At 60.7% G+C, this 22183-nt stretch carries 18 protein-coding genes and 3 pseudogenes; 8 read left to right on the top strand and 13 right to left on the bottom strand.

Features of this window, described 5'->3' with window-relative positions; genetic code table 11:
* Positions 1 to 328: 328 nt before the first annotated feature.
* From M5G17_RS22710 to M5G17_RS22720, 3 genes and pseudogenes are all read right to left on the bottom strand, one after another.
* Positions 329 to 619 (bottom strand): hypothetical protein, encoded by a 291-nt coding sequence (locus M5G17_RS22710; protein WP_273895135.1) that lies wholly within the window; start codon positions 617 to 619, stop codon positions 329 to 331.
* 76 nt (positions 620 to 695) lie between these two features.
* A pseudogene (locus M5G17_RS22715) lies at positions 696 to 1533 on the bottom strand (IS5 family transposase).
* Positions 1534 to 1808: 275 nt separating this feature from the next.
* A complete protein-coding gene (locus tag M5G17_RS22720) occupies positions 1809 to 2987 on the bottom strand; it encodes an HNH endonuclease (protein ID WP_273895136.1) in 1179 nt (392 codons plus the stop codon).
* A 373-nt stretch (positions 2988 to 3360) separates the two neighbouring features.
* Here M5G17_RS22720 and M5G17_RS22725 point away from each other — a divergent pair, with 373 nt between their 5' ends.
* Together M5G17_RS22725 and M5G17_RS22730 are read left to right on the top strand one after the other, a co-directional pair.
* Complete coding sequence (locus tag M5G17_RS22725) at positions 3361 to 3588, top strand: hypothetical protein (RefSeq protein WP_273895137.1); 228 nt, start codon at positions 3361 to 3363, stop codon at positions 3586 to 3588.
* 81 nt (positions 3589 to 3669) lie between these two features.
* Positions 3670 to 3957, top strand: coding sequence for a DUF3077 domain-containing protein (locus M5G17_RS22730; protein WP_273895138.1), 288 nt, complete (start codon positions 3670 to 3672; stop codon positions 3955 to 3957).
* A 63-nt stretch (positions 3958 to 4020) separates the two neighbouring features.
* On the opposite strand, the pseudogene M5G17_RS22735 reads toward M5G17_RS22730, so the two are convergent.
* Positions 4021 to 7268 (bottom strand): annotated as a pseudogene (locus tag M5G17_RS22735) (DEAD/DEAH box helicase).
* Between the two features lie 104 nt (positions 7269 to 7372).
* Complete coding sequence (locus M5G17_RS22740; protein ID WP_273895139.1) at positions 7373 to 8707, bottom strand: hypothetical protein; 1335 nt, start codon at positions 8705 to 8707, stop codon at positions 7373 to 7375.
* 284 nt (positions 8708 to 8991) lie between these two features.
* Here M5G17_RS22740 and M5G17_RS22745 point away from each other — a divergent pair, with 284 nt between their 5' ends.
* From M5G17_RS22745 to M5G17_RS22760, 4 genes are all read left to right on the top strand, one after another.
* On the top strand, positions 8992 to 9900 hold the full coding sequence (locus M5G17_RS22745; RefSeq protein ID WP_273895140.1) for an Ssp4 family T6SS effector: 909 nt from the start codon (positions 8992 to 8994) through the stop codon (positions 9898 to 9900).
* Positions 9897 to 10334 (top strand): hypothetical protein, encoded by a 438-nt coding sequence (locus M5G17_RS22750; RefSeq protein ID WP_273895141.1) that lies wholly within the window; start codon positions 9897 to 9899, stop codon positions 10332 to 10334. Before M5G17_RS22745 ends, M5G17_RS22750 begins: the two co-directional genes overlap by 4 nt.
* 18 nt (positions 10335 to 10352) lie before the next feature.
* Entirely contained in the window at positions 10353 to 11225 is an 873-nt protein-coding gene (locus M5G17_RS22755) for a hypothetical protein (protein WP_273895142.1), read from the top strand.
* Between the two features lie 175 nt (positions 11226 to 11400).
* Entirely contained in the window at positions 11401 to 11733 is a 333-nt protein-coding gene (locus tag M5G17_RS22760; RefSeq protein WP_273895143.1) for a YdcA family protein, read from the top strand.
* A 165-nt stretch (positions 11734 to 11898) separates the two neighbouring features.
* Here the strand turns inward: M5G17_RS22760 and M5G17_RS27720 are convergent, their stop codons facing one another.
* The 5 genes and pseudogenes from M5G17_RS27720 to M5G17_RS22780 form a co-directional block, all read right to left on the bottom strand.
* Complete coding sequence (locus M5G17_RS27720; RefSeq protein ID WP_420793364.1) at positions 11899 to 12654, bottom strand: methyl-accepting chemotaxis protein; 756 nt, start codon at positions 12652 to 12654, stop codon at positions 11899 to 11901.
* Between the two features lie 102 nt (positions 12655 to 12756).
* Positions 12757 to 14025, bottom strand: a pseudogene (locus M5G17_RS27725) (cache domain-containing protein); the annotation flags it as partial.
* Positions 14026 to 14100: 75 nt separating this feature from the next.
* Positions 14101 to 15489, bottom strand: a complete 1389-nt coding sequence (locus M5G17_RS22770) for an APC family permease (protein ID WP_273895145.1) — start codon at positions 15487 to 15489, stop codon at positions 14101 to 14103.
* A gap of 274 nt (positions 15490 to 15763) precedes the next feature.
* On the bottom strand, positions 15764 to 16378 hold the full coding sequence (locus M5G17_RS22775) for an START domain-containing protein (protein WP_273895146.1): 615 nt from the start codon (positions 16376 to 16378) through the stop codon (positions 15764 to 15766).
* Between the two features lie 87 nt (positions 16379 to 16465).
* A complete protein-coding gene (locus tag M5G17_RS22780; RefSeq protein WP_273895147.1) occupies positions 16466 to 18409 on the bottom strand; it encodes an autotransporter outer membrane beta-barrel domain-containing protein in 1944 nt (647 codons plus the stop codon).
* Positions 18410 to 18928: 519 nt separating this feature from the next.
* On the opposite strand from M5G17_RS22780, the gene M5G17_RS22785 reads away from it, so the two are divergent.
* Both M5G17_RS22785 and M5G17_RS22790 read left to right on the top strand, forming a co-directional pair.
* On the top strand, positions 18929 to 19540 hold the full coding sequence (locus M5G17_RS22785; RefSeq protein ID WP_130265232.1) for an SCO family protein: 612 nt from the start codon (positions 18929 to 18931) through the stop codon (positions 19538 to 19540).
* A complete protein-coding gene (locus M5G17_RS22790; RefSeq protein ID WP_273895148.1) occupies positions 19540 to 20019 on the top strand; it encodes a copper chaperone PCu(A)C in 480 nt (159 codons plus the stop codon). The genes M5G17_RS22785 and M5G17_RS22790 overlap by 1 nt, the downstream gene beginning before the upstream one ends.
* Before the next feature lie 91 nt (positions 20020 to 20110).
* On the opposite strand, the gene M5G17_RS22795 is transcribed toward M5G17_RS22790, so the two are convergent.
* The 3 genes from M5G17_RS22795 to glcF are packed head-to-tail and all read right to left on the bottom strand — an operon-like array spanning position 20111 to position 22181.
* Positions 20111 to 20638 (bottom strand): cytochrome b/b6 domain-containing protein, encoded by a 528-nt coding sequence (locus M5G17_RS22795; RefSeq protein WP_273895149.1) that lies wholly within the window; start codon positions 20636 to 20638, stop codon positions 20111 to 20113.
* Position 20639: 1 nt separating this feature from the next.
* Positions 20640 to 20903: a PepSY domain-containing protein gene (locus M5G17_RS22800; RefSeq protein WP_273895150.1), complete on the bottom strand. Its 264-nt coding sequence runs from the start codon at positions 20901 to 20903 to the stop codon at positions 20640 to 20642.
* A 42-nt stretch (positions 20904 to 20945) separates the two neighbouring features.
* Positions 20946 to 22181, bottom strand: coding sequence for a glycolate oxidase subunit GlcF (gene glcF / locus M5G17_RS22805; protein ID WP_273895151.1), 1236 nt, complete (start codon positions 22179 to 22181; stop codon positions 20946 to 20948).
* Positions 22182 to 22183: the final 2 nt, after the last annotated feature.

Genomic DNA, 22183 nt, shown 5'->3' on the forward strand with positions numbered 1-22183 from the left:
TGATCGGAGAATCCCTAGCTCTCCTAACGAGTCAGTTATTGCAATAGCGGCAGGGTGCAACCTGCCGCACCTCATTTTTCTCCGTACAAGATGTACTGAGTAGATGGCGAGAGCAATATCTCCCCGTTTGCTCCTGCTGTCAAATATTTTTTCTCAGTAGAGTCTCTATAGACGGGCCCGCGTTGAGATAACTAATCACACCTGCGTGGGAGTCGTGGTGGCTGGGCCGCGCTATACATCTTTCTGGTTCGAGCCACCAATGTGTCCCCTCGCGCTGTGAAGGCGCTTTCCATCTCGTCGCCGTTTGCGATCACCCGGCAGCGCGGTCTCAGTTCTTCTTGCTTTTTTCTTGTGCAAGCCCAGGTTTGCCAAGGCGCTTTATGATCAACCACTCGGTTAGCTGGTAGTAATACCTAGTCGCCGGGCTGCGGGACTCCAGGTGTTGCTCCTCAAACCACCAGAAATGCTTGAGCTGCCAACTCCACGGATTGTCTTGGCCGAAGCGTTTCCGAATGGCCGTTTGTATTGTTTGGGCCTGCCTAATGTGGCGCTGCCGCGTGGCATGGGAACCGGTGAGTACGGCTTCAAGGAAAAGCCTCATGTCGAAGGACTTCGTCATCGCCGTCCTCCTATGTAGGCTGCGATCACGTCAGTGCGGTTATGGCCCGGCTCCAGACTGATTTGCTGGCGTGCTGTTAGGCACTGTACGAAAAGTAATGTCGTAAGCACCGCCGCCAGCAAACGAGTGTGACCATCGCAGCAACGCTTTTCGCCAGCTTGCAGTAACGAGTTCCCAATCGGCGGTGCTCCTTTAGCCATCCAAATAGCCGTTCGATGGCGTTCCGCTGTCGATACTTGGGTTTGTCAAACAACCTCGGCAAGCCCGGTTTGGGTTTGCGTTTCATGTCTCGTAGCGGAATCACCGGTTGCATCCGGTAGCGGTCGCAATACTGCCGCTAGGACTCTGCGTCATAACCCTTGTCCACCAGGAGCCAGCGACAGCGTTTGCGTGGCCAGCCACGACCAGAAGGTATGTGGACGCCATCCAGCAGCGACTGGGCATTTGAAATATCGCTTGCTTGGCCGCCTGAGAGCGTGAAGTGAGGCGTCACTGACCATGTGAATTTCGTCGTCAGCCCACCCCGACTTCGTCCAGGTGCGTGGTCCGTCGGTTCTTCAGCCCCCCTTTTTGCCTGCTCCGGAAGACGCACGCGTGGCCTTCACAGCTGTTGAGTCGATGCACCAGGTGTTCAGGTCGATCAGGCCTTGCGCATTGAGCCTAAGGTGTAACCGCTTCAGCATACTGTTGAAGGTGCCTTGGTTTCGCCAGTCTCGAAATCGTTGATAGACCGTCGACTACGGCCTGAATCGATCAGGCATGTCCCGCCATGTTGCACCGGAGCACAGCACCCACAACACGCCGTTGAGCATCAAACGATCGTCGATTCTTGGGCGTCCGGTACGCCGATGTGCGGTGAAGAGGTCTGCGACTATCTCCCATTCCGCGTCGGAAAGCTCGTATCGCTTGGACATGGCAAAGTCCTTCGCCTAAAAGGCAAGAATTCTACGAAAAATCAGACCGCCACGGGCCATGACGAAATTTCAAAGGTTTTCATACAGAACCTAAGCCATTAGCGACGTCGCCTAGCCTGCCAAAATCACGACGCATTGCGTCGCGATTTAAGCTGGACGCCCACCCAGACCTCCTCAGGATGGGCATTGACAGCACCCGTCAGAGGTATATGTCCGAGGCGGTCATGCAAAACTGGAATGCTCACGCTGTGAAACTGTCAATGTCGGATTGAAGTTCAAGCACGATAAAGCTCATAGCTTCTTATCTTTTGCGCCAAGGCCTGATTCTTTTTGGCGCCATCTTCCCCTGAATGTATTTCTCGGTGGCAGTTTGGGCAAATAGCGGCAACGAACTGAGGGTGGTCCAGGCCACCATCTGAAACACGGTTGGTATGGTGAGGCTCCAGGTATGGACTACCGTCAGATTTGTTAAAGGGGGCAGGCTTTTCGCAGCTTTCGCACGTTCCTGCGGCTCTCATTAAAACGTAGTGAGCTACCACCCGGCTGCGTTGATAGATGGTTCGGGCAGTCGCTTTAGTCGAGGTGGACGGTGCTCGCTGAGTAACTGCCAGGGCGGCCTCTCGAGCCGCTGTCAAACTGACCTGCAGTGTGAGCGTTTCACTATCCTCCAGAGGAAGACTTGGATCGCAGTCAGGAACCGTTTCAACCCGAGTGAGGCGGAAGACAATTGCACTGCGAGGTGTGCCTTTTTGATCCGGCTGCTCTTCGGTGAAAAAGCTCTCGCAAACAAATTCACCTCTGTAGCGATGCCCTTTGCCTTTGGCCACCGACTGAAACAGATGAAGCGATTTGCCAGTGTGCGCATGCTCAGCTATGGCTAGATTGCCTTTGGTTAATGCCATTGGCCCTATCTGCCCTTCGCCGGTGTACAGGCAGGTATTCTCTCCATCCACCCATTTGTCCGCGTAGCCATTCTGCGCCCCTGTGTCACCAGTAAAAATAAAAATTGCTGGGAAAGTGGAAGAGGGGGCGATGCCTGATTGGTGGCTTCCGCCAAAGGGTCCATGGATTTCGGTTTTTCGGTCATATATTGCTTCGCGCTCGAAATGGAGATCGAGCAGTGATGCGGGTAGGCATTGAAGCGGTTCGGTACTAATTCCTGCTTTGCGCAAGTATCGCGTAGTTTCAAAAGCGCCGGAGAATGAAGCCTCAGCAATGTTCTGCGCTAAAGCCACAATGGTTTTGGCAGGGTAGCGTTTGCCATCAATTGTGATGAAGGAGCTATAGCGACGATTGGTTTCCCAGTTCGCCCAATTGGGGTGATCTCTAAGCTTCTCGTCAAACTCACTCAGTGCGCGCTGGACCCGGTCCTTCGGCGTTGCCGTTGTCACTATGCGACCTTTCCCTTTGTTGTGTAGGAAAAGGATGGTGCAGAACCTATGAGTAGATTTCAAGTGGCCATCAGTCTGATTCGTCGCTGCTCCAGCTCGGTCAGTGGCTCAAACAGCAAGGAAAGCACTGGGTGAATCTGCAGAAATTCCTGATTCCATGTAGTCCATTTCCCAATCATACTTCCGCCGCCTTTAAGCCATTGCAGTGGTTTCGTTGGGGCTCTAGTCTCCGCCAGTCGTTGCCAATTCAACGACCGGTTTTGACAGGCCGCATCAAATGAAACCATCTGTGCAGCCGCGTAATGGCGGCTGTGCGTGGGGCACCTTCGTGTGCGCCGGGTTTCTTCGTTTACCGGTCTGTCAACCCGCGTACAGCTGCCACCTCTTTGTTTGACAGCTTGGGTGTGGCGGCTCCATCCAAACGGAGCAATACCCAATGTTAAAAATCGTCCCCGACCCACCGCACCACCCCAACCCATCCCTCGAAGACCTCCTGGTCCAGACATCCGAATACCTGATCTGCGCCCTGACCATTGCCCAGCAAACCGTCCTGCTCCATCGCAAACCTCCCGGCCAGGTGCTCACCCTGGCGACCATGCATGAAATCGAACACGCCCGTGCTCTGGTCGAAGTGGCCTTGAGCAAGGTTCAGTCACGCCACTGAGTGGCCAATCGGCAGGTGCCCGCGTTGCTGACGACTTCGCTCAGCAATGCGGGCTGGCGATTTCAGCAGGGGGACCTGGCAATGGATGAGGATTTGAATCCCGCTACCACCGCCAAAACAGCCGGCATCGCCGCCTTCGGTGAAGGCGAAAGCGGGCGTTCTACACACAGGCTGTTCCGCGTCGAGCCCGGCCACAGTGCGGTGTTCGCTCTGGAGCAGTCGGCGGTGTTGATGGGCTGTGTGCATCGGCTGACCTTGCAGGCCGGGATCGAGCAGGACGCTGCATTGGTGTGGGCGGCGCATTACCTCAGTGGCATGGCCAAGGCGCTGGTGGAGGATGTGGCGCACGGAATGGGCGCTGAGCAGTAGTCAGTGGCTCAACGCTCGAAGCGCTCCAGCGTGGCACTCCACCACGCTGGCCCCTTGCGCTCATCAAACAGTCGTATTGCCCGCTGGGCTCAGCACCACCTGTTGCTGCGTCGGCAACAGCTGCATCACATCGCAGAACAACGAGCGGCCTTGCCAGTCGTTGCGATCACCAATCACATATAGGCGCCGCTTGGCGCGGGTAGCGGCGACATTCAACAGGTTCGGCTCGGACACGGCCCAGTCGCGGGCGCCAGGGCTTTGGGTGTTGCCGCCCAGCACCAGGATGATCACCGCGGCTTCCTTGCCTTGCATGGTGTGGATGGTGCCGAAGACGATTGTGCGTGGCAAAAAGCTGCTCAGCCGTTGGCGCACATCCTGGAAGGGGGTGATCACGGCGATGCTGTCTTCAGGTACACCATCGGCCTTGAGGCTGGCCAGCAGCTGTTTGAGGGCGATGCCTTCGTTGCGTACCCAGTTGCCGGAGGAGGGGCCGCTGGCCTGAATCCAGCCGGTCAACAGGCTGGCACGGGTTTCTTTTGCTGCAGAGGGGGCGAGTGTGCCGTAGACCATGGCGTTGTCGTAGGCGATGCGGTTGGCCAGAGTGAACATCGGCCGGTCACAGCGACGATGCACCACCAGCGGTAAACCCACCCAGCACTTCTGGCCACGCGGGCCGGCCATTTTGCCCCAGTGAGTGGCTTGGTCTGCCAAGGTTTGTGCGGACTGGCGGTTGGGCAGCCAATGGGCATCGACCTGGTAGCGACAGCGTATGTGTTCCAGCACCGCGTCGGAGACGGTGACAATCGGTTTGAGCTGCAGCGGATCGCCCACCAGCACGGCCCGGCGTGCGCGCCACAAGGCGCCGACGGCGGCTTGTGGAGTGGCCTGGCCGGCTTCGTCGACCAGCAACCAGCCGATTTCGCCGCAACCGAGGCTGCCGAACGAGCGGGCAAAGGATGCGAAGGTGCTGCTGAGCACCGGGACGGCCATGAACAACGAAGCCCAGGCTGAACGCACGAGCTCGCGTGACACGCCCTGGTAGCGTCCGCCGGTGAGTACGCTGGTGATGAAGTACAGGTTGGCGGTCAGGCGTTTGGCTTCGATCTGGAAGAAGGTGCGGTGCAGGCTCAGGGCATCGATGAACACCTTGGCGCGGGCTTGGCGCCAGTTTTCAAGGACCCAGGGCTCAAGCAGCTCGATGGCATCACCGCGGCCGATCTCGCCGGTGTCCAGCCAGGCTAACAGGTGCGCGGCCTGGCCTTCCTCGGCGAGGCGTCGGGCGTTGTCAATCTGCAAGGCGGCGTGCTGGTAGAGGGCGGCAAGCGCTTGCTCGTCGCTCGCCAGTTGCTTGTTCACTTCAATCACCTGTGCAACCAGGCGCTGCACCTGACGCTGGGCAGTGTCAAACGCGTCCTTGGCCAAAGCATGGCTGGCGTCGAGCAAGCGCTGCTGTGCCGACCAGGTGCGGTGGGACGCCCAGCAACTGCACAGGTTGGCCCAGAAGCCAGGCTTGGTTTTCAGGTGGGCTTGTAGGGCCTGGAGCTGGGTTTCGAGTTTGTTCCGTGCAGGCGTCAGGGTCTTGGTTTCCTGGGCACTTTGTTCGCTTTCCAGGCCTTGGCGTTTGGCCAAGTGGTCCAGGCGTTGCTGTTCCTTTTCGGCGATTCGGGTTTTGGCGCTGATCACTGCCTTGATCAGGTCGATGATCGCGCAGGCGCGGGCTCGCAGCGCTTGGCTTCGTTGTACTGCTGCACGGCGGCCTGCCAGGTGCTTGGGCGTTCCTCGGGCGATACTGCGGCGCTCATCAACCAGCCAAGGAAGCCCTTTGGCACTTGCGCCGGCTCTGCAGCATCGGCCACAGGCTCTTCGTTGGTCTGTTCGTGCTCAGCGTTGTCAAGGTCTTCGTCCTGGGCCAGGGCATCGAGCTCTTCAAGGTCAACCTGGGCTGCGGCTTCTGCCATGGCTTCTGCCATGGGTTTTGTCGGTTTGGCCGGCTGCTCACCATAAAAGAAGCGTTTGACGAACTGGGTGCGTTTGGCTTTGCTGCCCAGCGCGGCAGAAATCATGCCCCATGCCGGCTTGCCACTGGTGAGCTCACCGAGGTGACTGAAGTACTCCGCTTCGGGCAGCCACGAGAGGTCGATCTTGTCGCGTTGCGGCAGCTCCAAGGTGACATTCTCGACCGCACCGTTGTTGGAGGAGGCCACCACCATTTCGAAGCCGAACAACTCAGGCACCAGCCGGTAGGCTGCACGCTCGCGGCCACTGTCATTGGCCGTTTCGCGACCGTCCTTGACGAAGGCATCGGAGGCCCGGTTGAACGACGCCAGTACATCGGCGCGCTGAGTCACCACGGCGGCAATCAGGTCGCGCAGCAGGGTAGTTTTGCCGGTGCCAGGCGGGCCATTGACGCCCAGTACGCCGGAGGCGTCAGACAGTGTCTGCAAGATGCTGTTGACCGCCACCTGTTGCGAGTGCACCAGACCCAGGTGCCGTTCCGCGGGCCAGCAGCCGGGGGCGTAGCGGGAAGGGGACAGGCGATCAATCAGCGCCAGGGAGGCTTGTGGAGTATCCAGGTGAAGGCGGTTATCGGCGTCATGTTGCTGAAGGTAGTGCGCCAACGGTTGGCTGATCGTGCCCCGGGCTATTGCCTCGGCCACATCGGCCAGGTCGCCCAGCAGGAAACTGTTGAGCGGATCGTCCTCCTGCTCGGGTTTCTTCGGGTCGATGGGGGCCGAGCGAAACCGGTGGCGTCGTTGATTCAGGTCGCCGAAAAAGCCATCGAGGCCGAGACTTTGGCGTATATAGTCAGTCATCCGCTCAAGGCTGTCGGACGTTACGACGCCACCCAACAGCATATTGGCCTGTTCACGGGCGCGGTCCTGGGCGTCGTCGAAACCACGGGTCCAGTCTTCACCGGCGATGGCGCAACCCACGAACCAGGCCTCGCTGGAGAGCACCAGGCTGTCGGCAATCATTATCCCGTCGGCACTGAACTTCAGCGCAAACAGAGCCGATTCGCGGCGCTGCGGCTCCTTGTACCCCTGGTCGGCACCGTAGAGCGCTTCCAATTGCTTGGCGACATCGAGGTTGTCGTACAGGTGAGCAAAGAGGGTGTGGCTCCAGACGCGCTTTTTCGGCAGCGTCTGCGTGCTCAATACACTGGCCGGCATCCAGGGCAGTACCCGGGCCGTGGCGGGGATGTCCTGGTAATAAGGCTGATAGTCGTCGTCGCGCTTTTTCAGCTTCAGGACCGATTGCGGTTGCAGCAGTTCAACCGCATGCCAGTACCGCACAATGCTTTGCTGGTTCATCAACGTCCTTGAGAGCAATAGCTGCTCGATTGTCCTGGCTGCCAATAGCATGGGCAGCGGGGTCACCGGCCATCTGGGGCCGGTCACCGTTGCATATCGTGAGGTCAGTCCTGCGCTTGGTCTTCGAGCAGGCGCAGCAACAGCGGCTCGATATCCAGGGTGCCTTTAACGGTGGTGTCCAGCAACTGCAGGTTCAACACCCAGTGCTTTTTCCCACGGCTCACTAGCTGAATCACCCCGAGGTCCTCAAGGATGGCAGTCAGGCGGCTCGACTCCGGCACTCGCTGTTGCTGGTTGATGGCCTGGTAGTAAGCGGTACCGATGCCTTCTTCGCTGGTGCCGGCCGGAACACCGTCGGCACTGTTGGCCAGGGGGAATTTTGCGCGCCCGAACTGCCGCCACAGGTAGTTGAGGGTCTCGTTGAGCACCTGCAGCGGGTAGCGGGTGATGCTCTTGCCGTGGGTCTCGAAGCCCTGACCGGTCACGCGGTAGTGAAAAGGCTTGCGATGGCTGGGCGTCCAGCATTCGACCCATCCAACTGTTGGCGCGGGCATCGCGCTTTGGCTGGCCTCTGTCTCCATAGCGGTCGCAGCGCCGCCGCCCAGGTCATAACCAATCATGAACAATGCCGCTTCCAAACGCCGCAACGGGCTGCTACCCGAGTCGTCGTGCTTGTTGAAGCCGCTGTCCTTTGCATTGGCGTGGGTGAGTACGGCGGCCAGTATCCGGCTGGCCTGAATGTTCCACTGCGCATGCACTGTACCGGGCTGCAGCGATGGGAACCGCAAGGTGCCTTGGGACGGATCGCGCTGCTTGGATATGCCCTTGGTCGGCCTGGCCGCAGCCCAGGGGAAGGCCAGCTCAGGCGGCACCTGGGTAAGTTTGGGGTTCGCCTGCTGGCAGAACTTCACCACTGCCCAACCCAGCGCGGCTGCAACGCGGCTGTCGTAGATCACCAGTTGCTTGCAGATCAGCGAGTAGACCTTGGTCATGCCGGCATTGAAGCGCAGCTTGGGGTCAAGCAGTACCGAATGGTTCAATTCACCGCTGTCGATCGCGTCGCGGGTGCTGACCAGTAGGTTGGCCAGGCCGTCGCAGTTGTTGGTCAGCCAGCTGACGTTACCGTTCTGTACGCCACCCCAGATCATCACATCGATGGTTGCGCGGCTGGTGGCCTGGTCTTCGGGCGCGGGCGCGAGGGCGCGTTGCAGTTGCTGCTGGAGCGCCGCCAGCGCGCGGGTGTTGCTGGTGATGTTGCTGCCCTTGTCGACGTCCAGATGCTCTATTGCCGGGTGCGGCCAATGGTACTTTTCATACGCATTGAACAGGCTGCTGCAGTGCCAGGGCTTGCCACTCATGCGGTTCTGGTACTGATGGGCGAATGTGGTTTTGTCCAGGTTGGCGCTCATCCATGCAATGAAGGCATCGAGCTGGGCCATGGCGGTTTCCTTGTGGGGCGGTTTGGGCATGCAGGGGGCGGAATTTTGGGCTAATCGTTCGGTAGTGGCAATCTGGCATTGATTGGCCGGGCCAAGCATGTTCTCCGCGAATGCTCGTGGACTATTCCTACAAGCTATTGTTTTTATTCTTGTTTTAGAGCGGTAGGACGACATAACCGGCAAAAATGCACTTCTGAAACGTTGATTTTTAGCTGCTAAAACTTGGCAGATCAGGCGTCGGCACCCCTCGGGTTTGCAGGCGCTTTCACGTTTCAGGAGACCCCATGAACGACTCAAGGATGAGCGGGCTTGGAGCAAGCCCCTCGCAGTACTTTGCGCGCCAGCGGATTGAGAGCCTGGTCAATGTGCCGAGGTTGTTTGCAGCGATTGATGCCGACCCCGGGATTGTTGGGGCGGGGGTGGTGTACATCGATGCGGACTACAACGTGGTGACGTTGCGGGCGTTTCGGCCGGTTTGTAGTGTGTTGCCTAAGCGGGTGGTGTTGCAGGAGGTGAAGCGGTATTTGACACCTGAGCAGTACGCCCTGAAATTGCAGCACAATGTTCGACAAGCACGGATGGTGGAGGAAGTCGCGAATGCGCGATTTGCCTGCGGGGGTGCGATTTTTGGCATTGTTGCGATTTTAACTGGGGGATTGATAGCGCCGTTTACCGGGCCAGTAGGGGTCACACTTTCTGCCATTGGGGCTACTGCTGTAGTAGCTGGTGTTGGCCAGTGTGGTTTCGGCTTGTTCAGGGTCTATTCGGAGCGCCATCGTCCTGAGAGAAACGATTGGCTCGATGAGCAGCTCTGGTACCAAGTGTTGACACCGCTTCTGGATGCTATTTCCCTTCTGGGAGCTGCGGCTTCGTTAACCAATGTGTTCCGATCTCTGCAGGTGCGAAAAAATGCCACAAGAAATAGCTGGTTCGATCTTGGCCGAGCTTTAAGTCGACAGCAACGCAGTGCCCTCATGAAAGAGGTTCTCTCCATCAAGCATCCATCATTGACAGCTAAGCAACTCAAGCTTCAGCAAAAGCTCGGTGTATTACCAAAGCGCTACACGCCCACTGAAATCAGGAGCTCGACGATCGCCTCCATCAGGGATTCACTAGGTGCCGTTCTAAGCGTTGCAGGTAGCAATACAGTGCAAAGTATCGCTTTCAGTTTGGTAGAGGAGACGGAAGAGTGATTAGCATCAATCAATTACCGGCTTTTGTACGTCGCTATTACCCCGCGCTGTTGACAGGATTTTTCCTCGCAGTTATCTCCCTCACCTGTGCATCCATACGCGCAGGTGAGACCATCTTCGCAGGCAACCCTGCCGAGCCGGGATACATCGTTGCTTTTATCATGTTGGGTTCATTCACCCTCGGCATCGGCCAATTCGTCGTAATCCGTGGCTACTCAGCCGGGAACCGTGCAGTGGTTGGCCTTTTGCTCGGTTGCCTGATTGCCGGCGTGGTGACCTATCCCTTTTCACGCGATGCACTCCTGGCCGTAGTTTCAATAATCGCCCCCTTGTTGGCGTTACTGGCGTATAACAGCCGCCGTTATCGGGAGATGAGCAAAACCCTGTCCGATATCCGTCGCAAGCGTTTCAAGCCAGTGTCTGACAAACGATAAAAGAGCAAAGGTTCACGGATGAATCACCAAGCCGAAATCAACGCCTGCCTCCGCCGCAATTTCCCGCTCCTGACCTTGAGCTGGTTGCTGGCCGTTGCTTCCCTCATAAGCCTGATGCTGGTGATTAACGGAACAAACTCACCGAGCGCCATGAGTTCATCCGACATCCTGAGCAGTGTGAAAAGCGGCGTAGTTATTCCGACCATGCTGCACCTGTTGCTCGTGTGGGGGAGCACGCGGTTGATTTGGTGGCTGGTGACATTGCTGGTGTGTTGCTTGCTGGTCACTGTGGGGCTGTATACCCAGCGTCCACCGGGTTTGATTTACTACCTGGCGCTTTTCTGCCCCCTGGTTGGCCTACTGGTGCTCAACGGTCGAGGTTATCGGCGGATGTATGCAAGGTTTGTTGAGATCAGCAACGCTCCGCGAGCCAAGCGCTTGCCGGGTGAGCCTGTGGATGTGCTGCGCTATCCGGGGATGGCGGCGTTCTTAAGGCGTTACATGGGCCGCTTCTGCGCCGCATTTTTCTTGGCCATGGCCTCCATTGCGCTGGCAACGGTGCAGGTGGAGTACGCCTATTTTGCCCAGCATCTTGAGAACATGGGGTATGTGCTGATTGTGATTTTGCTCGGGGCGGCGGTGTGTAGCGTTGGCGCCGGCCTGATCGCCAGCGGTTTTGCCTGGGGGGTATGGTGTCTGGTTGCGGTTGCGGCGACGAGTTTGCTGATGGCGATTGCAAGTCTTGGCGCAGGGATCAATCTGCTGTTTTCAGTTTCGTCCGTTGCTCTGCCATCGGTGGTGCTGGTTTTGCTGAACAGTCATCACCATCGGCAGTTTTGTAAGCGCTTGGCGGTGGTGCGGCGGTTGCGGTTGCGGAAGGCTGGCAGGTGACCTAAAGGGCCCGACACGCACTTTCGCCATGCACCAAGGCTGACAACGCTGCTCTCACAGGCCATGGCACGTTGCAACCAATGTGGGAGCCGGCGTCGCAGGGCAAGCCCGCTCCCACTTTCCTCGATTCGATCAACGCTGATAGCATTGAGCCATATTCTAGGGAGGGAATGCTGTGGCACGTTGTTTTTCCGGGCGGGTAGGGTTGGCCCTGGTACTGGTGTTGGCGACGTCTTCGGCGTTGGCGGCCAACAAGCCTTGCTCCGGGCGCAAGGGCGGGGTTGCCGGCTGTGATGGCGATCTGTTTTTGTGTAATGACGGGTCGATCAGTGCTTCGAAAAAAAGCTGCTCGGCGTCCATTTACAGCAGTGCCGCACGGCCTGCGGTGCAGCCGTTGCGCGGGGCCAGCGAGGGCTGTGGGTGCGGATCGGGGAACTTCTGCACCGGGCCGCGGGGTGGGGTTTATTGCCTGACGCCTAGTGGCAAGAAGAGTTATCGGCGGCGGTGAGGGTGGTTGATGGGGCGGGATCCTGGTTGACTGTTCTGGCCTCATCGCCGGCAACGCCGGCTCTCACAGTGGATCAGTGCATGCATACCCTGTGGGAGCTGGCCTTGCCAGCGATCGAGCGCGAAGCGGTCGTAGTTCAGGCCGCGCCGGATGTGCAGGACAATGCTACACCCTGAACATCTGCATCAACCCCTGCTGATGATTGGCCAGTCGGTTCAGTGCCTGGCTGATCTGTGCCGATTCCTGTGCCTGCCCCGACAGCGACTCGGTCACATCCCGAATCCCCGCGACGTTGCGGTTCACTTCTTCGGCGACCGCGCTTTGCTCTTCGGCCGCCGAGGCGATCTGCAGGTTCATGTCGGTGATCACCGTCACCGCTTCACCAATACGCTGCAACGCCGGTAGCGCCTGTTCGGCCTGGGCGACGCTGTCCTGGGCCTGGCGGTGGCTGCTGTGCATGGCGTCGACCACTTCGCGGGTGCCTTGTTGCAGGCCTTCGATCACTACGCGGATTTCATCCACCGAGTCCTGGGTGCGTTTGGCCAGGTTGCGCACTTCATCGGCCACTACGGCAAAGCCGCGCCCGGCTTCACCGGCACGCGCCGCTTCGATGGCGGCGTTGAGGGCCAGCAGGTTGGTCTGCTCGGCGATGGCGCGGATCACTTCGAGCACCGAGCCAATCTGTTCGCTGCGGCTGGCCAGGTGCTGGACTTCTGCCATGCCGGCGGTCATTTCACTGGCCAGTTGCTCGATGGCCTGGGTGGTGTGGCGGATCATGCTCAGGCCTTCGCGGCTGGCCAGGTCCGCGCCGCGGGCCGCTTCGGCGGCTTGGGCGGCGTTGCGGGCGACGTCCTGGGCGGTGGCGCTCATTTCCTGGGAGGCGGTGGCCACCTGGTCGACTTCGCGGTATTGCTGCTGCATGCCGGCGCTGGTCTGGCTGGCAATCGCCGCCGATTGGTCGGCGGTGCTGCGCGCGTCCTGCACCGAGGCTTTGACGTCGGCGATCACCGGTTGCAGTTTGTCGAGGAAACGGTTGAACCAGTTGGTCAGCTCGCCAAGTTCGTCCTGGTTGGCGTAGTCCAGGCGTCGGGTCAGGTCGCCTTCGCCGCTGGCGATGTCCTTGAGCATCGCTGCCACGCCGAGGATCGGCCGGGTCACGCCACGGGCGGTCAGCCAGATCACCACCAGGCCCACCACGGCGGCCGCCAGGGCCATCAGCAGGCTGCTGAGGTTGGCGCTGCTGTTGTGTTCATCCAGGCGCGCATTGAGTTCGATGGCCGGGGCCTGCAGGACCTGTTCGGGCACTTCCAGCAGCACGCTCCACGGCAGCGCGCCAGGCACCGGGGCGAACGCCTGGCTGACCTGCAGCACGCCGTTGTTGCTGAACTCGGCGGCCTTGCCGGCACGCATCTGCTCGGCCACGGCGCTGGCCTGCTGGCCGAACACCTGCTCGAAGGTCTTGCTCAGTTGCGTGGCGTCGCGGCTATGCCCGGCCAGCAAGCCGGCGGGGCTGACGATGCTGACCTGGCCGTTGCCGTCGAACAGCTCCTTGCGCCCGTCCAGGCTCAGTTGCTGGAGGTTGTCGAGGGCGATGTCCAGGCCTATTACGCCGATGATCTTGCCGTCCTGCTTGAGCGGGAAGGCGATGCTGGTCATAAGTGGATTGCGATCACCGACGCTGTCGAAGTAGGGATCGACTACACAAGCTGCACCGGTTTCCAGCGGGCAGGTGAGCCAGCGGTTGTAGGCCGAGCCGTTGGCCGACAGGCTGGTGTCGGCCAGCATCGACTCGGGCATGGCCTCGGACTCAAGCTCCCCGGGGTTGGGCTGCGACCAGTACAGCGAGAAGCGCCCGCTGTCGTTGCTGCCCACTGCGGCCTGGTCGACGAAGCCTGCGTCCTTGCCGTCCAGGGCGTTGGGCAGGAACACCAGGTACAGGCCGAGCAGGTCGGGTTTTTTGCCCAGGGCCTGGCGGGTTTGCTGGGTCAGGTCCTGGCGCAGGTTGTCGCGGCCCTGGCCCCTGAGGAACATCACCAACTGGGCGATGCCATCGCCATACAGGTAGGCATCGCGAAAGTAGCGCTGAATGTTCGCCGCTTGCAGTTGCGCCGAGGTGTGCAGGCGCAGCCGCGCGTTGTGGTCGAGCATTTGCGTGCTGGCGCTGTTGACCAGGGCGGCGCTGCGGCTCGACTGCATCAGCGTGGCCGCCATCAGCACCACCACGATGGCCAGCAGGCACAGGCCGGCGAGCAGGGTGATCTTCCATTGAATGAGCAGGCGGCGCAGCAGCATGGGGGCGTCCTTGTGGTGTCGGTTTTTTCAATAGACAAAGCCCGTCGGTATCGACGGGCTGGGTCCTACGGGCATTTACTCGGCGATGAAACTGGGCGGGGCAACCCTGAAGGCTTTGGTCAGGTACGCCAGGTACAGCACCCCCAGCGTTGCCCACACACCGCCAAACAGAAGCGAGTGGCTGTCCAGGTCCAGCCAGAGAATGGCGGTGATGCAAAAGCCTATCGTCGGCAGCACCAGATACTTGAATTTGTCGCCCAGGGTCTTGTTGCAGCCTTCGCGCAGGTAGCAGTGCACGATCACCGCAAGGTTGACGAAGCTGAATGCTACCAGCGCGCCGAAGTTGATCACCGAGGTGGCGGTCACCAGGTCGAAGAAGATCGCCGACAGCGAGATCAGGCCGACGATGGCGATGTTGATTACCGGGGTTTTCCAGGTGCCGTGCAGGCGCCCAAAATAGCGCCGCGGGATGACGTTGTCGCGGCCCATGACGTACAGCAGGCGCGACACGCTGGCTTGCGACGCCAGGCCCGAGGCCAGGGTGTTGATGAAGGTGCAGCAGATGAAGATCGACTGGAACAGCTTGCCGCCGACATACAGGGCGATTTCCGGCAGGGCCGCTTCCTGGTCCTGGAAGCGCTCCATGTTCGGGAAAAAGGCCTGGATGTAGTAGGACACGGTGATAAACACCAGGCCGCCGATCAGGGCAATCAGCAAGATCGCCCGTGGGATGACTTTCTGCGCGTTCTCGGTTTCTTCCGACAGGGTCGTCACCGCATCGAAGCCCAGGAACGAGAAGCACAAGATGGTCGCGCCGGCGACCAGGGCGTTGAAGTGGGTGCCCTGGTCGGCAAACGGCAGCAGGCTCCACGAGGTGCCCAGGCCTTCGCCGTTGTGCAGGCCGCGCACGGTGAGGTAGATGAACACGCCGATGATCACTGCCTGAATGGCCACGAACAGGGTGTTGAAGTTGGCCACCAGGTTGATGCTGCGCATGTTGATCAGGCTCATCACCGTGACAAAACCCACCACCCAGACCCAGGCCGGGACTTCAGGGAACATCACCGACAGGTAGAGTTTGGCCAGCAGGGCGTTGACCATCGGCAGCAGCAGGTAGTCGAGCAGCGACGACCAGCCGACCAGAAATCCCACGTGTGGGTTAATCGCCCGGCGGGTGTAGGTGTAGGCCGAGCCGGACTCGGGAAAACGCCGCACCAGCACGCCATAGCTGATGGCGGTAAAGAGGATGCCCAACAAGGCCAGCACATAGGCGCTGGGCACATGCCCCTCGGTAATGCCGGAGACGATGCCGAAGGTGTCGAACACGGTCATGGGCGCGATATAGGCCAGGCCGATGATGACCACCTGCCAGAGTTTCAGGGTCTTTTTGAACTGTGCGTCCGGTGCTGAGTCGAGAACGGATCCTGTGTTCTGCTGGTGAGGTGCACGCGAAGAGACTGGCATGGATGGCGCTTGCCCATAGGTTTGGAATTATTTTTATGGAAGGTGAGGCAGGGAGGGAAAATAAGAAGAGTGACAGAGGCGTGTCAATTAAATTTTCACAAGATGTGTATGGGCGAACGATGGTTTTGCCAGGTAAATATGATTTAAAGGCTCTATTTAGGCTTTTTCTGTGAAAATCGACTGTCTATTAAAATAGACGCATGGTTTTAGGCTTTGAGTATTTTTCGATTTTTATCCGAGTAGGCTAATCCCCACCGCCCATGCTTATCCTGTTTCAGGGCGCCGCCCCACCCTGGCGCTCGGCAACCGCGCGCAACGTGCGTAACGACACGGTGGGCGCATCGAGGACGAACTGGTTGGCCAGCCACGAGGGAATATCCCCCGCAGGGTCGGCCTGCAGTTCGTAGGTCACTTCGGTGAGTTGTTCGCCTTTGGGCACGAAGGTCCACAGGCCCTTGAGCTGGCGCACGCGGATCTGCCCCGGCACATGCTCGACCATGCCCGGCACCGCCTTGAGCCGGCGCACCAGGCTGCCGTCGTCGCGGCGCTCGCTGTGTACCAGGATTACCATGTCGCGGGTGCTGGCCGGCCAGGGCAGGGCAGTGGTCAGGTAGACCCAGGTGCGCTCGCCCTCGACCTTGAGCAGGCGCATGTCGGCGCAGCCATACAGCCATTTGCAGGCGACCCGCAGGTTTTCCTGCAGGTCGTTCAGGGTGGAGACGCTGGCCTTGATCAGGGCGACACCGCGAAACTGCTGGTAAGGCGAACCCGGCACCGCGCTGAGGTAGACCTTGATGCCGTCTTCATCCTGGGCCAGGTGCCACGGTTCGGCCGCGTTGGCGCAGGTGGCGATGGCCAGCCACAGGCACAAAACAAGGCGAAGGCTCATGAATAGGCTCCAGCGGGGGGGCAATGATCAAAAGCATAGTGCCTGGTTTCACACCTGGACTGGCCCTGGGCGGTTGCGCCTAGCCGGTCAGAACTGCCACTGCACGCCCAGCGAGTACCCGGCCTGGTTGCCCTCGCTGTGGGCGAAGCGGCTGTTGACCTCGGCAAACACGCCCAACTGCTCGGTGAACATCAACTGCGCGCCCAGTTGCGCCCGGCCAAAGTCCTTGTCGACACTGCCCATGTCCGCCACCCGCACGCGGCCGTCGGCCTGGCTGCTGAGGTCGATTTCATCCAGGCGACCATCGGCCAGTTCGCGGACCCAGCGCACACTGGCGTAGGGTTGCAGGGCCATCTTCGCACCCAGGCCGACAGTGCCGTGCAAGCGCCAGCCGAGGCTGGCTTCGAGGGCGTCGTAGTTCTGCTGCTCATAGCCCAGGGCGGTACGCAGGTTGGCGTCTTCGTCGAAGTCGTCGATGCGGTAGTGCATGTAGTCCAGGCCCGCCACCGGGCCGGTCTTCAAGGCGCCGAAGCTGAAGTCGTAACCGCCGTCGACCCGCGCACCCCAGAACCACGCCGAAGTGTCGCCGGACAGGCGTTGGTCGAGTAACACCGGGCCATTGTTGGCCTGGATGTACACCGAACGCTCGGTGTCGAAGCGGGTATGCCCGGCACTCAGCTCGCCGGCCAGCCATTGCGGGCCGCCGTCGTTGAGCAGGGCGAACAGCCCGGCCTGCCAGGCATCGCCTTCGACGCGCCCGCCGTGGTCGAGGCTGTCGCGGCTGCGCTGGAAGCTCAGGCTGCCGCCAAGGCTCATGGATTCGTTGAGGCGGTAGTCGGCGACGCCATAGACGCCCACGCGTTTTGACTCCGGGTTGCCCGGAGCATCGAAACCGCTGTCTGGCGAGACTTCGCCCTCCACAGCCACTTCACCCTCAACGCTACCCACCGCCCGTGAAGCATCCAGCAGGCTCAGCCAGCGGCGGTCATGCAGGCGGGTCAGGGCCTGGTGCTGGCGTTGCAGCTGGTCTTCCATCTGCCGTGCCATGGCCCCGCCGGAGGCGGTGGAGGCGAGCAGGTCGGCGTTGGTCAGCTCCAGCACCAGGCGGGTCAGCAGCCGCGAGAAATCACGCAGGCGCTGGTCGATGCGCTCCTGGCCCAGGGCGTTGGTCAGCACTTGCTGGTTGTCTTCGGCCGGGTCGTGCCAGGTCGAGCCGCCGGGGATCGCCGGGTTGGCGGTCTGCTCGTAGCCGTCCAGTTCGCCCAGCTCCCAGTTGGTCGCCTCGATGAACAGCACCGGCACATTGAGGTTCTTGAAGCTGTCGCCATCGCTGCAGCAGCCGGTGCCGGCTGGGTACTCGGCATTGAGGCCAGGGTTGGTGAACAGCGCGATGTTCATCTCGCTGGCGATGCGCAGCAGTTGGTCGCGGTAGGCACCCAGGGCCGGGTTGGCGACGCTGGTGCTGGCGGCGTGGGCGTACATCTTGTCGCCGGTGATCAGGCTGTCGAGGTTGATCATGCCCAGCAGGTTGGCGCGCTGGCTGTCGCTCAAGGCCGCGACATAGGCACGCGAACCGCGCAGGCCTTCTTCCTCGGCACCAAAACCGACCACTTCCAGGCCGTTCTCCAGGGCCACGCCGCCCAGGTTGCGGGCGATCTCGGTGAGCACCGCCGCGCCCGAGGCGTTGTCGTCCAGGCCTTGCAGGGTCGGGCGCCCGAAGTAGGTGTCGTAGTGGGCGCCGAGCACTACATAGGTGCTGTTCTGGCCGGGGGCTGATGCGATGACGTTTTGCGAACTGCGGTTGCCGGCCCAGGTGAAGTCCTGGCGGCGGGTCTGGTAGCCAAAGCCCAGTTGCGATTGCATCAGGGCGGTAGCACCTTCGAAGCTTGCGGTACCACGGTAACGTCCGGGGTAATCGTTGATCAGCCGGTCCAGGGTTTGCCCGGCATACTCCCCATATTCATAGGCATTGGCGCCGGATGACAACATTGCACAACCCAGGCTTACAGCGACTGCTAACGGTTTGAACACGGCACTTTTCCTTATGTGTCGTTACGAAAAGCGCATCACGGGATGCGCCGGCTCGCAGCAAGCAGGATGTGTACCGTTTTGTGGAAGGTCTTGGAAATTAGTGTAGGGCTGGACCGGCTTCATCGCGGCATAGGTGTCTACACATCTCTTGATTGGGTGATGGCGCGAAGGCGCAGGACTTCAGATGGGGTAGTCCCTGCCAGGTTTACGCCTTAAGGCTTGTAGCGCTCTTGAGATCGAGCGCCGCCCGCGCGGCGCTCGATCTCAAGGGCGCAACAAGCCTTGCGGCGTACACCTGGTAGGCTTTACCCCCACCTCAACGACTGCACCATACCGCCATCACGCGATTGAATCGTTTCCTGCCATCACCTGCGACAACAGGCCGCACCCCGTAAATACTGGGATACAGACGTACGGGGCGCTGCGCGCTGGAACCTGCGTCCACCGCCGTGACAAAATGCGAAGGTTTCTCGACATGCCCTCTATCCAGGGCTGGCACCTTCCCAAAAGGATGGTTACATGACTGATTTACTGACCCGGCGCCAGGTTGTTGCCGGGATCAGCCTGCTGGGCCTCGGCGCCCTTGCAGGTTGCGACCCCCGTTCCGGTGGCGCGCTGGACTTCAAGTACGGCAAGGACATGAGCAACAAGATCCTCGGCCGTTCATTCAAGCTCAAGGACCCTCAAGGCAACGTCCGTACCCTCTCGAGTTTCTGGGGTTCGATGCCGATGGTGTTCTTCGGTTTCACCCAGTGCCCTGCGGTGTGCCCGACTGCCCTGGCGCGTGCGGCGCAGATCAAGAAGCTGATGGGCCGCGACGCAGGCTTTTTACAGGTGGTATTCATCAGCCTCGACCCCGAGCGCGATACCCCCGAGGTGCTCGACGCCTACGTCAAAGCCTTCGACCCGTCGTTCGTGGCGTTGTCCGGTACCCTTGAAGAAACCGCGGCAGCCGCCCGGGAGTTCGGGGTGTTCTACGAGAAGGTGCCAGCCGGCGATACCTATACCATCTCGCACACCTCGACCAGTTACGTCTTCGATTCCCGCGGCCAGTTGCGCCTGGGCCTGTCCCATTCGCTCAATGCAAAAGAGTGCGCAGAAGACCTGCTCACTGTTATGGAGGTGTGTTAATGCTTCGCAACCCTGTCAAACGTACCCTGGCCGCGCTGGCCCTGATCGGCCTGGCCTTGCCGGCCGTAGCCGAAACCACCGTGAGTGACGCCTGGGCGCGCGCCACCGTGCCACAGCAGCAGTCCAGCGGTGCCTTCATGACCCTCACCGCCAGCACCGACAGCAAGCTGCTCAGCGTCGCCTCGCCGGTGGCCAAGACTGTGCAGTTGCACGAGATGTCCATGAAAGACGACGTGATGAAAATGGGTGAGGTCAAAAGCGTTGCGCTGCCGGCCGGCAAGGCCGTCAGCCTTGATCCCAATGGCTATCACGTGATGCTCATGGGGTTGAACCAGCAGCTCAAGGAAGGCGAGCAAGTGCCGCTGACCCTGGTGGTCGAGGATGCCAAGGGCGTCAAGCAGACCATCGAAGTGAGTGCACCCGTGCGGGCGCTGAATGCTCAAGCTCAGGGGCATGATCACCAGCATATGAAGCACTGATAGGGGGCTGCTTTGCAGCCCATCGCTGGCAAGGCCAGCTCCCACAAAGGCAGTGTAATCCCTGTGGGAGCGGGCTTGCCCCGCGATGGCTTCAGCGCCGACGCCGCCTGCCAGTGACCATCGACAGCGGCAAATTCTCCTTCAAGCGCCAGCTCTCGAACAGCGCCGCCGCAAGGTGCAGGCACACCAGGGCAAGCAGGGCATCGGCCATGAACTCATGGACATCGCGCAGCCCATCCTCGCCCCAGAAGTAGTAAATCTCTTCCATCATGAAGCCGCTGACCCCAAGGCCGGCCATGAGCAGCAACATCAGCACCATCACCAGCGCACCCAGCGGCGAGTGCCCCAGGCGGTGATAGTCTTCACCCTTGAGTAACGCCTGCAGGTGCCACTTCAGGCGCGTTGGCGTCGGCCAAAAGTGCGCCCAGCGCGCCGCGCCGGTACCGATAAACCCCCACAGGCTACGTAGCAGTACGATGGCCAGGCCGTAGTAGCCTAGCCAGCGGTGCCAGCCATCGCCTTCTTCGGTAAAAAAGTAACCGCCGACAAAGACCACCACCAGCGACCAGTGGCACCAGCGCACCACTGGATCCCACAGGCGCAGGCTCTCGCCGCGCACCTCAGTCGATCTCTTCTTTCACCTTCTTGCCGGTGACCGGATCGAAGTAGATCTCGACTTTCTTGCCTTCCTTGTTCTTGCCATAGATCTCGTAGCAGTTGCCATCGGTGACCTTGAACTTCTTGATGTCATAGCCCTGCTTTTTCAGTTCTTCCTGAAAGTTGTTCTGGTCCTGCCATTGGTTCTTTTCGGCGGTGCTGCATTCAGTCTTGGCCAGCACGGCGGGGCTGATGATGAGCAGTGAGACAAGCAGAAGAGTGCGCATGACGAGTCCTCGGGTTGTCGAACAGGGTCTGGCCGATTGAGCTTATGCCAGGCTTGGCGACTTCGCTAGCGCCTGGTCCAGCAGCTCGATCCAGTGCCGCACCGGCGTACGCCCGGCGCCGTCGAGGTGGGCCTGGCAACCGATGTTGGCGGTGACGATCAGGTCCGGCTGGCCGCTTTCCAGGGCGTCGAGCTTGTTGTCGCGCAACTGCCGGGCCAGCGCCGGTTGGGTTAGTGAATAGGTGCCCGCCGAGCCGCAGCACAAGTGGCCATCGGGCACCTCGCTGAGGTTGAAACCCAGGCGCCGGAGCAGGGCTTCAAGGCTGCCGCCCAGCTTCTGGGCATGCTGCAAGCTACAGGGGCAATGCACTGCCAGCACCTGGCTGCTGTGGCAGGCCAACGGCTCCAGGGGCTCGGCGCCGATGACCTCGACCAGGTCCCTGGCCAGTTCACTGACCCGCCGGGCTTTGGCGGCGTACCGCAGATCGCCCTGCAGCAGTTTGGCGTATTCCTTGACGAAGGCGCCGCAGCCGCTGGCGGTCTGCACCACGGCTTCGGCACCGGCCTCGATGGTGGGCCACCAGGCGTCGATATTGCGCCGGGCGCGCTCAAGGCCGGTGGCTTGCGCATCCAGGTGGTAATCGACCGCGCCACAGCAGCCGGCCGCAGGCGCCGGGGTGACGCTGATGCCCAGGCGGTCGAGGACCCGCGCCGTGGCGGCGTTGGTGTTGGGCGACAGGCCCGGCTGCACGCAGCCTTCGAGCAACAGCACGCACCGGGCATGGCGCGCGGGCGGGCGTAATTGTGCGTCAGCCGTGCCGCGCGGCAGCTTGGCTTTGAGTGGCCCCGGCAGCAGGCTGTCGACGCGGCGTCCCAGTTGTACCAGGCGCTTGAAGGTCGCCGGATGCCCGGCCAGTTGGCGCAGGCCGCTGCGCAAGGCCTGTTGCAGGGGCGGGCGGGGCACAGCTTGGTCGACTACGGCGCGGCCGATGTCCAGCAGGTTGTGGTAATCGACCCCGGACGGGCAGGTGGTTTCGCAGTTGCGGCAGGCCAGGCAGCGGTCCAGGTGCAGTTGGGTCTTGGCGCTGGCCGGGTGGCCTTCGAGCACCTGCTTGATCAGGTAGATGCGCCCGCGCGGGCCGTCCAGTTCATCGCCGAGCAATTGGTAGGTCGGGCAGGTGGCATTGCAAAAGCCACAGTGCACGCAGCTGCGCAGGATGCTTTCGGCCTCTTCGGCGCGGGCCAGGCGCTTGGCGGCATCGCTGAGGGTGGTCTGCATGG

It is taken from the genome of Pseudomonas rubra (genome assembly GCF_028656935.1).
Classification (GTDB): domain Bacteria; phylum Pseudomonadota; class Gammaproteobacteria; order Pseudomonadales; family Pseudomonadaceae; genus Aquipseudomonas; species Aquipseudomonas rubra.